This window comes from Marinobacter shunpengi (assembly GCF_045449695.1).
Taxonomy (GTDB): domain Bacteria; phylum Pseudomonadota; class Gammaproteobacteria; order Pseudomonadales; family Oleiphilaceae; genus Marinobacter.
This window is the reverse complement of sequence record NZ_JBJJKZ010000005.1, coordinates 465,250-479,268: the sequence shown is the minus strand read 5'-3', so window position 1 is coordinate 479,268 and position 14,019 is coordinate 465,250. Positions and strand designations below refer to the sequence as shown.

Annotated in this window: 13 protein-coding genes; 2 read left to right on the top strand and 11 right to left on the bottom strand. The window is 60.6% G+C overall.

The annotated features are described in order from the left end of the window. Positions 1 to 14: 14 nt before the first annotated feature. Together ACJO2E_RS04120 and ACJO2E_RS04115 are read right to left on the bottom strand one after the other, a co-directional pair. Complete coding sequence (locus tag ACJO2E_RS04120; protein ID WP_406962095.1) at positions 15 to 1,943, bottom strand: TRAP transporter permease; 1,929 nt, start codon at positions 1,941 to 1,943, stop codon at positions 15 to 17. Between the two features lie 92 nt (positions 1,944 to 2,035). Beyond that, positions 2,036 to 3,229: a TAXI family TRAP transporter solute-binding subunit gene (locus ACJO2E_RS04115; protein WP_406962093.1), complete on the bottom strand. Its 1,194-nt coding sequence runs from the start codon at positions 3,227 to 3,229 to the stop codon at positions 2,036 to 2,038. 261 nt (positions 3,230 to 3,490) lie between these two features. On the opposite strand from ACJO2E_RS04115, the gene ACJO2E_RS04110 reads away from it, so the two are divergent. Both ACJO2E_RS04110 and ACJO2E_RS04105 read left to right on the top strand, forming a co-directional pair. Further along, positions 3,491 to 5,206 carry a class I adenylate-forming enzyme family protein gene (locus ACJO2E_RS04110; RefSeq protein WP_406962092.1) on the top strand — a complete coding sequence of 572 codons (1,716 nt, stop codon included), beginning with the start codon at positions 3,491 to 3,493 and terminating at the stop codon, positions 5,204 to 5,206. Positions 5,207 to 5,309: 103 nt separating this feature from the next. Then, positions 5,310 to 6,554 (top strand): acyl-CoA dehydrogenase family protein, encoded by a 1,245-nt coding sequence (locus ACJO2E_RS04105; RefSeq protein WP_406962377.1) that lies wholly within the window; start codon positions 5,310 to 5,312, stop codon positions 6,552 to 6,554. Positions 6,555 to 6,653: 99 nt separating this feature from the next. Here ACJO2E_RS04105 and ACJO2E_RS04100 read toward each other — a convergent pair whose 3' ends face one another. The 9 genes from ACJO2E_RS04100 to rpmI all read right to left on the bottom strand — a co-directional run bounded on the left by ACJO2E_RS04100 (position 6,654) and on the right by rpmI (position 13,950). Continuing rightward, on the bottom strand, positions 6,654 to 7,715 hold the full coding sequence (locus ACJO2E_RS04100; RefSeq protein WP_406962090.1) for a calcium/sodium antiporter: 1,062 nt from the start codon (positions 7,713 to 7,715) through the stop codon (positions 6,654 to 6,656). Positions 7,716 to 7,817: 102 nt separating this feature from the next. Beyond that, positions 7,818 to 8,420 carry a DUF938 domain-containing protein gene (locus ACJO2E_RS04095; protein WP_406962088.1) on the bottom strand — a complete coding sequence of 201 codons (603 nt, stop codon included), beginning with the start codon at positions 8,418 to 8,420 and terminating at the stop codon, positions 7,818 to 7,820. A 47-nt stretch (positions 8,421 to 8,467) separates the two neighbouring features. Next, a complete protein-coding gene (locus ACJO2E_RS04090) occupies positions 8,468 to 8,905 on the bottom strand; it encodes a hypothetical protein (protein WP_406962086.1) in 438 nt (145 codons plus the stop codon). Between the two features lie 155 nt (positions 8,906 to 9,060). After that, positions 9,061 to 9,426 (bottom strand): MerR family transcriptional regulator, encoded by a 366-nt coding sequence (locus ACJO2E_RS04085; RefSeq protein WP_406962084.1) that lies wholly within the window; start codon positions 9,424 to 9,426, stop codon positions 9,061 to 9,063. Next, on the bottom strand, positions 9,410 to 9,709 hold the full coding sequence (gene ihfA / locus ACJO2E_RS04080) for an integration host factor subunit alpha (protein WP_328188909.1): 300 nt from the start codon (positions 9,707 to 9,709) through the stop codon (positions 9,410 to 9,412). Before ihfA ends, ACJO2E_RS04085 begins: the two co-directional genes overlap by 17 nt. 2 nt (positions 9,710 to 9,711) lie before the next feature. Further along, positions 9,712 to 12,084: a phenylalanine--tRNA ligase subunit beta gene (gene pheT, locus ACJO2E_RS04075; protein ID WP_406962081.1), complete on the bottom strand. Its 2,373-nt coding sequence runs from the start codon at positions 12,082 to 12,084 to the stop codon at positions 9,712 to 9,714. 62 nt (positions 12,085 to 12,146) lie between these two features. After that, positions 12,147 to 13,145, bottom strand: a complete 999-nt coding sequence (pheS, locus tag ACJO2E_RS04070; protein WP_406962079.1) for a phenylalanine--tRNA ligase subunit alpha — start codon at positions 13,143 to 13,145, stop codon at positions 12,147 to 12,149. Between the two features lie 229 nt (positions 13,146 to 13,374). Next, positions 13,375 to 13,728, bottom strand: coding sequence for a 50S ribosomal protein L20 (gene rplT, locus ACJO2E_RS04065; protein WP_328188913.1), 354 nt, complete (start codon positions 13,726 to 13,728; stop codon positions 13,375 to 13,377). A 30-nt stretch (positions 13,729 to 13,758) separates the two neighbouring features. Further along, positions 13,759 to 13,950 carry a 50S ribosomal protein L35 gene (gene rpmI / locus ACJO2E_RS04060; RefSeq protein ID WP_406962077.1) on the bottom strand — a complete coding sequence of 64 codons (192 nt, stop codon included), beginning with the start codon at positions 13,948 to 13,950 and terminating at the stop codon, positions 13,759 to 13,761. Between the last annotated feature and the right edge of the window lie 69 nt (positions 13,951 to 14,019).

The window sequence follows — 14,019 nt, the reverse complement described above, 5'->3', positions numbered from 1 at the left end:
CGGCACCCACCTCGTCAGGCCATGGCCGGCTGCGCCTTGTTATACCGCCAGATGTAGCCCACCAGCAATACCGCCAGGGCACCGCTGATCATGGTCGTCCAGAAGCCGGGGAAACTGAAGGCGAAGCCCACCGCCAGCAGAGGCAGCCTCACCATGGACGGTACCCGGCCAACGCCCAGCAGATACCCCTCGAAACCACCGGAAATCAGCATGATGCCCACCACGATGGATGGCAGTACATACAGCAGCGGAGTCAGATCTCCCTGCAATACCAGCGCAGGCTGGAACAGGAAGAACAGCGGGATGAAATAGATCACCACACCCAGCCGCATGGCGGTAAAGCACGTCCTCATGGGTTTGGCCCCGGCAATCGTGCCAGCCAGGAAGGCAGCGGCCCCCACCGGGGGAGTGATCGCCGACAGCATGGCGTAGTACACGATGAAGAAGTGCACGGCGATGGTATCCAGCCCGCCAATCTGGGTGATGGCCGGCGCCAGGGTAACCGCCAGGAAGATGTACGCCACGATGGCCAGCCCCGCCATGCCCATGATGAAGCAGGCCACGACCCCGAAGAAGATGATCAGGTACAGGTTGCCGCCCCCAAGACTGACCAGCCCCGAGGTTACCGAACCGGTAACACCGGTAATGGTCAACGCACTCACCACGAAGGCAATCGGCAGGATAATCGCCGCTGTCTGGGTGATCAGCACCCCGATCTGCCGGATGGCATCGTAGAACTTCCGGGGTGTCATGCGGGTGTCCCGCTGCAGGAACGACAGACCGATCATCAGCAGGCAGGCGTACCAGGGCGTGTAGTATTCCCAGCGCATGTACAGCAGCCCCCAGATCAGGAAGACCATTACCGACAGGAACGGCCAGCCCTTGAGGAGAACCCTGCGAACAGAGGGAAGCTGATCCTTCGGCATGCCCTTGAGCCCGGTGCGCGCGGCGTAGGCATCCACCTGCAGGAGCAGACCGAAATAGAATAGCAGTGACGGCAGAATCGCCGCGATCATGATGGTGGCGTAGTCCACCCCAATGGTGATGGCCATGACGAAGGCAATCGCCCCCATTACCGGCGGCATCACTGCGCCGCCCATGGAGGCACAGGCTTCGATCGCGCCCGCGTAGTGAGCCGGGTACCCCACCTTCTTCATGGTTGGGATGGTGATCGACCCGGTACCGGCGATGTTGGAGAACACGGAGCCCGACAGGCTACCCATGAAGCCACTGGCGACCACCGCCACCTTGGCCGGACCACCGCGATAGCGACCAAAGCTGGCATTGGCCAGGTCGATGAAGAAACCACCGGCCCCCGTGGCCAGCAGCACGCCGGCAAACACCAGGAAACCCAGGATGATCTCCGCCACGATCTTGGTGGTAATGCCCATCATGCCTTCGGCCCGGAACACGTGGGCCTCGATCATGTACTCGAAGTCATAGGGAATGCCCATCAGCAGGCCGGGAAAGTAGTCCGCCACCAGGGGATACATCCCCAGCAGGACCACCACCAGCAGGAACGGGATACCACCGCTGCGCCGGGCCAACTCCATCATCATCAGCCATACCACTACCCCCAGGTAAAGGTTGCTCCAGCCGGCCTGCACCATATCCCAGGCATTGGAGGCAAAATAGAAGCTGATGGCGATAATCACCACCGCGGCAATAACATCGTAGAAGGGCACCTTCTTCTGCCCTGCCCGGCCTGGCAGCGCAATAAACGCCGCCGCCGCAAAGAAGCCAATAAAGGCCCAGTAGTATTCACCCTCAAGCAGCCGCTGGCCGTCCCAGGTGAAGCCGAAGATATAGGCCAGGCCAGACAGCAGGCCGCAAATACTCAGTATGACAAAAACTATGCTTTGCCATGAGTAGAGATCACCCAGGCGGGTTACTTCGGAACCCGCCACGGCGCTTTCATCAGGGGGAGAGGTGGTATCAGTCATAGCGCATCCGCCGGATAAGTAGGAACAAACGTAAAAACCCGAACACCGGTCACCAGGCTGATATTGTCAGCCGGGTGACCGGCACCACACGATCACAGCCGTGAGCGGAAACCTTCCAGGCCCTCGGTGTGCTTCTCGAAGATGGCCATGAACTCCTCGTCGTTATAGTCCGGCGTCACGCGCTTGTCCCGGGCTTCCGCCAGGGCCGCTTTGCGGGCTTCGATCCACTTGTCCATCTTGGCGATGGCCTCGTTGTTTCTGGCCTCGTCCTCTTCCGTCCAGACGTCAATCTCCTTCAGGTAACGCACGGTGCCCTCGTGGACCGGAAGCGGCGAGCGATCCAGGTAGTCACGGAAGACCTTCACATCCATGCGCGTTGCCAGGGCATGTGTGCCCTTGTAGTCGGGGAACCCCTGGTGGAACCATTTCGCCATGTTGTAGACGAATTCCTCTTCGGCATCCGCCGGGACGGCATAAAGGAAGTTGGACGCCAGGCCATCCACGCCCTTGGCGCTGGAGACGCCCATGCTGATTTCGGTGGGCACGATCATCGGACGGTGCTCAAGGTAACCACTCCAGGCTTCCTTGTTGTCCTGGTCCATGTTCAGCCAACGGATGCCGCCGGGGGCACCTTCCATTTCAGACAGCACCGAGCTGATGCTGGCGCAATAGGCGACATCGGCCTTGCCTTCCACCACCGACCGACAGTTCTCCACATAGCTGCTGGCCGGCACAAACTCAAGCAGCTCATCGGTCTCTTCATCGGAAAGCCCGAGATAGGCGGGGAGAGCCTCCTTGACCGCCGTGGTCATGGGCGGCGAAAACGCCCCCTGGGCGACACGCACGCCACCTTTCTTGAGGTCTTCCATGGTCTGGATATCGGAATCCCCGGCGACCACAAAGCCCCAGGGCGTATCATTGTGGTGCCAGACCACACGCTGGGCGACCGGCTTGGTACCGGCATAGGCACCAATACCCTCAATCTGGAAGCGCATTTCCGCCGACGACACCGAACTCATGGTGATATCCTGACGATCGGTCAGACGCTTGTAGCGCTGGGTTTCGCTGTCTTCAGGCACAATGCGCGCAACAGTTCCGGTCTGATCCTGAAGCACCGGCGCCCAGCCGTTGGTAGAGGCAAAACTACCGCTGGATGTGCCGGGGGTACCAATCACCAGCAGTCGTGGCAAGTCGTAGTCTTCTGCCTGGGCAACACCGGCAGAGACACCCAGTGCCACGGCGGCAGTCAGTGAAATGAGGGAGCGGGAGGTCTTTATCTTGGTCATGATGCGGTCTCCGTGGAGCCTATTGTTGTTATGTTCAGCGACCGTTACAGAAGGACTGCAAACCGGTCACATGTCAATTTCGGTGGTTTCCTGACGTTTGTCAGGCTAGAAGATCGGCCATGGAACGTCAACAGATATACCACCTTCCAGACATTAAATAGAGCACGCGCTCGATTTATAATTGACAGCGCCGCATTGGCGCTTTAGCGTTAGCTGACAGATGTCAGTCTTACAACAATGCCCCCTGTATCGGTGAACCCCATGCCCCCTGCCAATATCCGGTCAACGTCAACCAGCAGCCCCATGACCCGCGATGAAGCCATTGCCCATGTGGTCGCCACAGATCCCCGGTTTCAGGTAACCGAGGCAGTCATCCGGGGAGTTCCCTACACAGTCTTTGCCAATGCCCCGGATCACCTGGGGGCACTGCTCCGGACGGCTGTGGATTCCTTTGCGGAGCGGGAATTTCTGGTATACGGCGACAGCCGGTGGTCGTACCGGGCGTTTGCCGATGACGTGAACCGCATGACCCATGCCCTGACCGGAGAGCTCGGTGTGCAACCCGGGGATCGTGTTGCCATCGCCACGCGCAACTACCCGGAAATGGCGGTTCTGATCATGGCCATCGCCTCAACCGGGGCCGTCATGGTGCCGCTGAACGCCTGGTGGTCCGGGGATGAACTGGCCTTCGCCCTTGAGGACAGTGGCGTCAGCATCGTGTTCTCCGACCGGGCCCGCTACCAGGCCCTCGAATCCCATGTGAGCCGCCTCGATGTCACCCAGGTGGCAGTCCACGATGCCGACGGCCCCCTTGACTACACCGGCCTGCTGGCCCGCTCTACAGACACGTCCTGGCCCACGACCGCCATTGCCCCGGACGACGACTTTGCGGTCATGTACTCTTCCGGCTCGTCCGGACGCCCCAAAGGGGTGCTGCTAACCCACCGCGGCGCCATCTCATCCGTCCATTCCTGGGTGATGGGCAAGGAAGTGGCCGCCCTGATGGACCCCGACGGCGCCGCCACGCTGTCGACGACGCCGGCCTCGCTGGTTGTCACGCCCCTGTTCCATGTCACCGCGCTTCACTCCATGTTCCTGCAGGGAATGGCGCTGGGGGCCAAGCTGGTTCTGATGTACAAGTGGAATGCGGATGAGGCCGTAAACCTCATCCAACAGGAAGGAATCACCCGCTTCGTGGGGGTCCCGACCCAGTCGGCGGATCTGATCGCGGCGGCGGAAAAGTCCGGCGCCAGACTAGACTCACTGGAAACCGTCGGCGCCGGCGGCGCTAAACGTCCCGCCTCCCAGGTGGGCGAAATCAGTCAGCGTTTTCCCGCTGCCAGTCCCGCTTCCGGCTGGGGGATGACAGAGACCAATTCCCTGGGCATCCTCATCAGCGGCCCCGACTATGTAGCTAATCCGGAGGCCGCCGGGCGAGTGACACCACCGTTGCAGGAGATGCGGATCGTCGATACCAGCGGCCGGGAAGTAGCCACCGGTGAGGTGGGAGAACTCACGGTTCGCAGCCCCGCCAACATGCGCGGCTACCTGAACCTGCCGGAAGAGACAGCCTCAACCCTGCGCGATGGATGGCTGTATACCGGTGACCTCGCCCGCATGGACGAGACCGGCCTGATCTACATCGTCGACCGCAAGAAAAGCATTATCATCCGGGGCGGCGAAAACATATCCTGCCTTGAGGTGGAAGGCGCCCTGCACGAACACCCCGCCGTGGCGGAAGCCTGTGTCTTTCCGGTGCCGGACCAACGACTGGGGGAAATCGTCGGGGCGGCGATCTATCTGCGCGAAGGCGCCACGGCTGATCAGGACGACATCCTGACGGTGCTGGCAAGGAAGCTCGCCGCCTTCAAACTGCCGGAAAAACTCTGGTTCCACGATGAGCCCCTGCCCCGGGGTGGCACCGGCAAGCTTGACCGCAAGACACTGCAGCGCCTTTGCCAGGATTCTGCTGAATAGAACGGCCGGCATCGACCGGCCCTCAAAGACAACGACAACCGGGTCCCCATGACCCGCAACCAAGGAGAAACAAACGGTGGATAGTACAACAACGCCCCCGGAAATGAATGACCTGACCATGTCGGAAAAGTCCCGCCCCCTGCTGGACGCCGTCAAGAAGCATATCCGTGATAATGTCGACCCGATACTGGAGGAGTTCGAGCGCCTTGGAGCAGGTCGCGCCGACCGGTTCAGCTACGCCCCCGGTCAGTTGGAACTGCTGGAAGGTGCCAAGCAGAAGGCCAAGGAAGCGGGCCTGTGGAACTTCTTCCTGCCCAATGCCGAAACCGGTGAGGGTCTGTCCAATCTGGACTACGCCTACCTGGCTGTGGAACTGGGCAAGAACCCCCTGGCTTCCGAGACCCTTAACTGCTCCGCCCCGGATACCGGCAACATGGAGGTGCTCGAGCGCGTGGGCACCCCGGAGCAGAAAGAAAAGTGGCTCAAGCCACTGCTGAACGGTGAGATTCGCTCCTGCTTCGGCATGACCGAACCCCAGGTAGCTTCCTCCGATGCCCGCAACATCGAAACCAGCGCGGTGCTCGATGGCGACGAGTGGGTCATCAACGGCGAGAAATACTACATCTCCGGTGCCGGCGACCCCCGTTGCAAGATCATGATCTGCATGGTCAAGACCAGCCCGGAGGCGGAAGCCTTCCGTCAGCAGTCACAGATCCTGGTCCCAATGGATGCACCGGGGCTGACCGTCGTGGGTCCGATGAACGTCTTTGGCCACGACGATGCCCCCCACGGCCATATGCACATCACGCTGGACAATGTCCGCGTGCCCAAGGAGAACATCCTCTGGGGTGAAGGCCGTGGCTTCGAGATCTCCCAGCTCCGCCTTGGGCCAGGTCGAATCCATCACTGCATGCGCTCCATCGGCGCCGCCGAAAAGGCCCTGGACCTGATGATCGAGCGTGGTCAGAGCCGGGAAGCCTTCGGTCGCCCGATCCTGGACCTGGGCAAGAACATGGAAACCGTCTCCCGGGCCCGCATCGAAATCGAGGCCATGCGCATGATGGTCCTCAAGGCCGCCAAGGCCATGGACGTGCTCGGTAACAAGGAAGCCCGCATCTGGGTTTCCATGGCAAAGGCCATGGTGCCGGAGAAGGTCTGCAAAATCATCGACGAGGCTATCCAGATCCATGGCGCCACCGGTGTCAGCCAGTGGTCTGCGTTGCCCGACATGTACACTAAGCAGCGCACCCTGCGTCTGGCGGACGGTCCCGACGAAGTCCACCACAACGTCGTGGCACGGGCCGAAGTTAAGGCCTACAACCAGGATCCGTATCGCCGCGGGGAATAACCCCCACGGATCCTGAACCGTCCCGCATCAGCCCAGTCACCGCCGGCCTGCCCACCAGGCCGGACGGGGGCTGGGCTGATGACATCAAGAGGCTGATTGTCAGGAGGCCGTCCGGCGCTGCACCAGATCCCTCACCAACAGTCCCGCCACCACAATCACCACCAACGGTATCAGCCCATAGGCCAGGCCTGCTTCCATCATCGGTAGATAGGACGCCCCCAGGGTCAGGGCTACCGTGTACCATACGTAGCTGACATAGAGCCCCAGGAAAAGCGCACCCTCGAACCGGGACAGGGTGGCACCGGTGAAGAACAGGGGCAGGCAAAGCACCGCCACCCCAACCATGACTGGAATATCCAGCCCCGCCAACTGGCTGCCCGCCACCAGCGGCTCCGGCGATACCAGACCAGACAGGCCCAGTACGCACAGCACATTGAAGACGTTGCTGCCCACCACATTACCGATGGCGATATCCCGCTGCCCCCTCAATGTGGCCATCACGGACGTCATGACCTCCGGCAGGGATGTGCCCGCCGCGACAATGGTCACGCCGATAACCGCTTCACTCACGCCAAGCGACGAGGCGATGCTGACCGCGCTCTCGACCAGCCACCGCGCCCCCAACACCAACAGGGCAAGTCCGGTCGCAACCAGCAGCAGATTCCGCCAGACCGGCACCGAGGGAGTGAGCGCATTATCGTCGGCCTCCACACCGCCTTTACGCCCCTGGATAAACAGGAAAACCGTATACACGATCAATCCGGCAACCAGCAGCCCGGCTTCCCAGAGCGACAACATGCCATTCCAGGCCATGGCCGCAGCGATCGCCGACACCAGGATCATGATGGGTACGTCCTGCCGGATCAGCTGACGGGACACCACCAGCGGTGACACCAGGGCCGCCAGCCCCAGGATAAACAGGACATTGAAGATGTTGCTGCCCACCACATTGGCGATGGCCAGCTCTGTTTCACCGGACCAGGCGGATTTCACGCTGACGGCCAGTTCCGGCGCGCTGGTTCCAAAGGCCACCACCGTCAACCCGATCACCAGCGCAGGTACGCCAAAACTGGCCGCCAGCCGGGCGGCACCCCGCACCAGGAGTTCCGCACCAACAATCAGCAAAACCAGGCCCATGGCCAGTATTAACCAGGTCAACATTATCTTTCCAACCCTCCAGGGATGAGATGGGCATCAGGGAAATTTATCGACAGCACAAACAGTCATTCACACCGGGTGGGTATCCGGTTTCGACCATGCTGGTCACTCCACTTTCTCAAACACCAGAAACCGGTTGTTGGCGGGCATCGCCGCATCCCGTTTCAACTCCAGATCCAGTTCCGAGGCCAGTGCGGTGACATCGTCCATATCCCGCAAGCCCATATGCCCGGCCCGGGCACGGAGGTGGCGATCGAAATCGCGGTTACTGTCGCTGGTAAAAGTGCCATGGTAGTTGAACGGGCCATACAGACAGAAGGTGCCACCAACGGGCAGGCGCTCCGCCACACCCTCGAACATCCGGCAGACTTCTTCCCAGGCCATGATATGGGTGGTGTTGGCGGTGAAGGCATGGTCAAAGGGCGGTAGCTGCCAGGGCCGGTCGCTGACATCCAGCGACCTCGGATCGTCCACATTAGCCAGGTCCGCCTGCTCCAGCCGCAGCCGACACATCCACAGGTTGTCGGGGTGATCGGTGGGCAGCCAGTGCAGATGTGGTAACCGGCTGGCGATGTACTCGGCATGCTGACCGGTACCCGTGCCAATCTCCAGCACCGTTGCCGGTTCAGTGAGCGCCTGGCCCAGTTGCTCCAGGATGGGTTGCCGGTTGTTCTCACAGGCCTGGGAGAAAGGCAGGGGATCAGCCACGGGTTATCCTTTCACAGTAGCGGCAGCACGCCTCGACAAGCGCACCATCAGGCCACCTGACGGGCACGGTTGCCAAAGGCGTGGGAGTTGTCGGAGGTAGGGTCGGTCAGGGCCGGGTTCATCATGAACACCAGTTGCCAGCCGGGAAACTGGAGCCTGCGCTGGAAAGTAAACCGGAACAGGTCCCCCATGGGCTCCCGGCCATCCCGGACCTGACCGGACGCCAGGGCGATACTGCTGATAACGCCCGCGGTGTAGGCGCGGGCATTGAAGTCTGCGGCCACCATCAGCTTTTCAAGGCCCAGGGTACGCCTGACCAGCTCCGTCACCGTGGATCGCTCCTCCAACAGGCCCACCACCGCCGCCATCTGGGAGGCGTTGGAGACGGCCTGGGAGAAATGCTCAAAGGGCTCCGCCGCCACCGGCAAACCCAGTGCCTGCATGCGGTTCTCGAAAGCGCGATGGAAGGGTGTGTCCGATGTCATGACCGATACCTCCACGGAAGATTCCTGTTCATCAATCTAGCCAAGACTGACCAGGCATTCAACGGCTCTGGCACGCCCGCTTCACCCGGACAGACACAAAAAACCGGCCTTGGAGGCCGGTTTTACTGTCGCAGACAATGACGTGATCACCACCGCTATCTGACCGGTGAATTGAGCACATCCAGCACATCCTCAAGCTCAGTGATCGTCTGCCGGATCAGTTGCCTGTACTGACTGGTGTCTTCCTTGATCTCATGGCTGCTCAGCTTCTGCTTGGCGCCACCAATGGTGTACCCCTGATCATATAGCAGGCTGCGGATCTGGCGTATGGTGATAACATCCGCGCGCTGGTAGTAACGGCGATTGCCCCGGCGCTTGACCGGTGACAACTGGGGAAACTCCTGCTCCCAGTACCGCAACACATGGGCCTTGACCTGACAAAGGTCCGCTACCTCACCGATGGTGAAGTAACGTTTGCCGGGGATGGCCGGGAGTTCGTTGTTATTACTGGCTTCCAGCATAGGTTTCTACTTTCTGTTTCAACTTCTGTCCCGGCCGGAAAGTCACCACGCGGCGCGCGCTGATAGGAATCTCTTCCCCGGTTTTCGGGTTCCGTCCCGGTCGCTGTTTCTTGTCACGCAGGTCGAAATTGCCAAACCCCGACAGTTTCACCTGCTCATTATGGCTGAGTGCGTCTCTGATCTCATCGAAAAAGGCCTCCACCATTTCCTTGGCTTCCCGCTTGTTCAGGCCAAGTTCCTCGTAAAGCCTCTCCGCCATTTCCGCTTTTGTCAAAGCCGCCATTTCTAGCTCCTCAGTGTCGCCCCCAGCTCTTCCTGCAGGGCTTTCACCACCCTGTCGAAGAACTCATGCACTTCGTCGTCATTGAGTGTGCGCTCGGGATGCTGCCAGAACAGGCTGAGCGCCAGGCTTCGCTTGCCCTCGCCCAGTTTTTCGCCTTCATAGACATCAAACGCACGCAATCCGTTGAGACGGTTACCTGCATTGTTGCGAACAACCCGGTCAACGTCTGCAAACGCAATCTCATTTCCGATAATAATAGCCAAATCCCGACGAACTTCAGGGTATTTTGAAAATTCTTTGAAATTAGGCACATATCCAGAAACGATTGAATCCAAGAATAGCTCAAACATAAGGATCGTGCCATCCAGATCCAGTTTTTTCTGCACCTGGGGATGCATGACCCCCAGCCAGCCCACCGGCTGATCGCCCAGGAACAGCTCTGCGGTCTGCCCCGGATGCAGCGCCGGGTGCTGGCCAGCGGCGAAGCGGACCTCCACACCCAGCAGGTCGAACAGGGCTTCCAGCTCGCCCTTCACATCGAAGAAATCAGCGGCGCGGCGGCCATTGGCCCAGTTTTCAGGCAGTTGCCCGCCGGTAACTATACCGGCCAGCATGGGCCGCTGATCGATTCCATCACCGTCCTTCACGAACCGAAGGCCGGTCTCGAACAGGCGAATCCGGAGCTGCTGACGCTTCTGGTTGTATTCCAGGGTCTTGACCAGACCACTCCACAGGGTGGTTCGCATCACCGCCAGGTCAGCGGAAATGGGGTTGGCCAGGGCGATACCCTCCCGCTCCGGATCCAGGATTTCCTGGACCTTCGGGTCCACGAAGCTGTAGGTAATGGCTTCCTGGTACCCGCAGGCAACGAAGAAGTTGCGAACGGCGGACACCGGACGCACAGCCTCCTTCGCCGGGCGCATGGCCAGCGAGCCCACCGGCTCGGTCACCGGCAGGTTATTGTAGCCGTAGACCCGCCCCACTTCCTCGATCAGGTCTTCCTCGATGCCGATATCGGGCCGGTAGCTGGGCACTCTGACGGTCCAGCGGTCGCCGGTCTGGTCGATGATCGCCAACCCCAGACGCGTGAGAATGTCCTCCACCCGGGCCACATCAATGCTCATGCCCAGTACAGCGTTCAGGCGGTCGGAACGCAGGGTTACCTGGCCAGGTTTGGGCAGATGCTCGTCACTGGCCACCTCTACAATTTCACCGGCCTCACCGCCGGTAATCTCCAGCAACAGTGCCGTCGCCCGCTCCATGGCGGCGCGGGCCAGTTCATAGTCGACACCCCGCTCAAAGCGGTGGGAGGCGTCGGTGTGCAGGCCGTACTCCCGGGCCTTGCCGGCCATGGCAATCGGCTCGAACCAGGCCGCTTCCAGCAGCAGGTCACGGGTCTTTTCGGTAACCCCCGAGTGCTCACCGCCCATGACACCGCCAATGGCCAGGGGCTTGGCGTGATCGGCAATGACCAGCGTGTCCGGGGTCAGCTTCACGGTCTGGCCATCGAGCAGCACCAGTTCCTCATCCTGCCTTGCCATGCGCACCACGATGCCGCCCTCGATCTCGGCGCGGTCGAAGGCGTGCAGGGGCTGACCCAGTTCCAGCATCACGTAGTTGGTGATGTCCACCGCCGGATCAATGGAACGGATACCACTGCGGCGCAGCTTCTCCACCATCCACAGGGGGGTATCGACGGACAGGTCCACATTCCGCACGATCCGGCCCAGGTAACGGGGGCACGCCGCCGGAGCATCAACGGAAATGGCCGGTTTTTCGTCATGACTGGCCGGTACCGGCGCCAATTCCGGTTCCCGCACCGGCTCGCCGGTCAGGACACCCACCTCCCGGGCGAGGCCACGCAGGGACAGGCAGTCCGCCCGGTTCGGGGTCAGGTCCACATCAATGGTGATATCGTCCAGCCCCAGGTACTCACGCAGGTCCTGGCCGGTCGTCGCATCGGCAGGTAGCTCCATCAGGCCGGCACTGTCGTCGGACAGGCCCAGCTCTGATTCAGCACACAGCATGCCATTCGACGGCTGACCACGGAGCTTGGCCGCCTTGATCCTGAAATCGCCGGGCAACACCGCACCCACCACAGCAAACGGCACTTTCAGGCCTTCCCGCACGTTGGGGGCACCACAAACCACCTGGACCGTCTCGTCGCCGCTGCTGACCTCACACACTCTTAGCTTGTCGGCATCCGGGTGTGGCGCCACGGACCTGACCTCACCCACGACGACACCGGTAAACGCCCCGGCGACCGACTCGAAACCATCCACTTCCAGACCCGCCATGGTGATCTGGTCCATCAGTTCCTGGGTGCCAATGGCCGGATTAACCCACTCACGCAGCCACTTTTCGCTAAATTTCATGGTAAATGCCTTGTCCTGATGCGATGTTGTCTGGGGGAGCCTCTGAACAACTCCTGGTGTGATTAACGGAACTGACGCAGGAAACGCAGGTCGTTGTCGAAGAACATGCGCAGGTCGTTCACCCCGTAACGCAGCATGGCCAGACGCTCCACGCCCAGGCCGAAGGCAAAGCCCCGGTACTCCTCGGCATCGATGCCACAGTGTTCAAACACCTTGGGATGAACCATGCCGCAGCCCATGATTTCCAGCCACTTGATGCTGCCGTCTTCCTCACGACCCCACTCGATATCCACCTCAGCGGAGGGCTCGGTGAACGGGAAATAGGACGGACGGAAACGCACTTTCAGGTCCCGCTCGAAATACACCCGCAGGAACTCCTCGATGGTGCTCTTCAGGTCGGCGAAGCTGACATTCTTCTCCACCAGCAACCCCTCCACCTGGTGGAACATGGGGGTATGGGTCATGTCGGAGTCACAGCGGTAGACCCGGCCCGGGCAGATCATGCGGAACGGCGGCTTGCCGTCCTCCATGGTGCGGATCTGTACCGGTGAGGTATGGGTTCGCAGCAGTGTGCCCGGATTGAAATAGAAGGTGTCGTGCATGGCCCTGGCGGGATGGTGTCCCGGAATATTGAGGGCCTCGAAGTTGTGGTAATCATCTTCGATCTCCGGCCCCTGCTCGACGGTGTAGCCGGCATTACCGAAGAACTGCTCGATCCGCTGGAGGGTGCGGGTCACCGGATGCAGGCCGCCCAGGTCCTGGCCGCGTCCCGGCAGGGTCACGTCGATGGACTCCCGGGCCAGCCGGTCGGCGATGGCGGCTTCCTCAAGGCTGGCGCGACGGGCGTTGATGGCCTCTTCCACCTGACCCTTGGCCTCGTTGATCTTCTGGCCGGCGGCGGGGCGCTCTTCGGCGCTGAGTTTGCCCAGGGTTTTCGCCTGCTGGGTGATCACGCCCTTCTTGCCCAGGTATTCCACCCGGATCTGATCCAGCGCCTGCAAACTTTCCGCGTTCTTGACAGCCGTAAGCCCGTCCTGAACAAGTTGCTCCAGGTTTTCCATTGATGCCTGCTCCAAACCACAGGGAGTTTCCGGAAAGGCCAACCGGCGGGTCCTGACCGATGACGCTTTTCGGAAGCTCCCTCAATTATTCGGACTAATGTACTGTTCGGGACTGGCCATTTTCAGTCGCCCCAAACAAGAACAGGGGAAGAGCGCGCCCTTCCCCTGTCAGGGAGTGACCGCCGAAACGGTCACCCATCGATCGAAACTCGTCGAAAGAGCCCGGCGATCAGAGCGCCGCTTTTGCCTTCTCCACGACAGCAGTAAATGCCTGCTGCTCGTTCATGGCCAGATCGGCCAGAACCTTGCGATCGATTTCTACTTCAGCCTTCTTCAGACCGGCGATCAGCCGGCTGTAGGACAGGCCATTGGCGCGGGCGCCGGCGTTGATCCGGGAGATCCACAGGGCGCGGAACGCACGCTTGCGGTTACGACGGTCACGGTAGGCGTACTGATGCGCCTTGATGACCGCCTGTTTGGCTACCCGGAAAACACGGCTACGGGCACCGTAGTAACCCTTGGCCTGCTTCATGATCTTCTTGTGACGACGGCGTGCTACCACGCCACGCTTTACACGTGCCATAAACTGATTCCTTCTCTAGAGTCCGGTTGGTTAGCTAGCGATCATGCGCTTGATGGAAGCGATATCTGACTTGGCGATCATCTTGGTGCCACGCAGTTGACGCTTACGCTTCGGGCTCTTCTTGGTCAGGATATGACTGGTGAAGGACTGCTTATGCTTGAAGCCCTTGGCGGTTTTCTTGAACCGCTTGGTGGCTCCACTCTTGGTTTTCATCTTGGACATTTCTAAAACTCCGCATTCTGTTTTTCAATCAATAAATGCAATCCTGAACGACAAATCCCCCGCCAGTGC

Excerpts from the sequence above, each read along its gene's own strand:
- ACJO2E_RS04090 (WP_406962086.1), bottom strand. The coding sequence starts at position 8,905 with ATGACATCGGACACACCCTTCCATCGCGCTTTCGAGAACCGCATGCAG.
- ACJO2E_RS04085 (WP_406962084.1), bottom strand. The coding sequence starts at position 9,426 with ATGCTGGAAGCCAGTAATAACAACGAACTCCCGGCCATCCCCGGCAAA.
- ACJO2E_RS04100 (WP_406962090.1), bottom strand. The coding sequence starts at position 7,715 with ATGTTGACCTGGTTAATACTGGCCATGGGCCTGGTTTTGCTGATTGTT.
- pheT (WP_406962081.1), bottom strand. The coding sequence starts at position 12,084 with ATGAAATTTAGCGAAAAGTGGCTGCGTGAGTGGGTTAATCCGGCCATT.
- rpmI (WP_406962077.1), bottom strand. The coding sequence starts at position 13,950 with ATGTCCAAGATGAAAACCAAGAGTGGAGCCACCAAGCGGTTCAAGAAA.
- ACJO2E_RS04105 (WP_406962377.1), top strand. The coding sequence starts at position 5,310 with ATGAATGACCTGACCATGTCGGAAAAGTCCCGCCCCCTGCTGGACGCC.
- pheS (WP_406962079.1), bottom strand. The coding sequence starts at position 13,145 with ATGGAAAACCTGGAGCAACTTGTTCAGGACGGGCTTACGGCTGTCAAG.
- ACJO2E_RS04110 (WP_406962092.1), top strand. The coding sequence starts at position 3,491 with ATGCCCCCTGCCAATATCCGGTCAACGTCAACCAGCAGCCCCATGACC.
- ACJO2E_RS04115 (WP_406962093.1), bottom strand. The coding sequence starts at position 3,229 with ATGACCAAGATAAAGACCTCCCGCTCCCTCATTTCACTGACTGCCGCC.
- rplT (WP_328188913.1), bottom strand. The coding sequence starts at position 13,728 with ATGGCACGTGTAAAGCGTGGCGTGGTAGCACGCCGTCGTCACAAGAAG.
- ihfA (WP_328188909.1), bottom strand. The coding sequence starts at position 9,709 with ATGGCGGCTTTGACAAAAGCGGAAATGGCGGAGAGGCTTTACGAGGAA.
- ACJO2E_RS04120 (WP_406962095.1), bottom strand. The coding sequence starts at position 1,943 with ATGACTGATACCACCTCTCCCCCTGATGAAAGCGCCGTGGCGGGTTCC.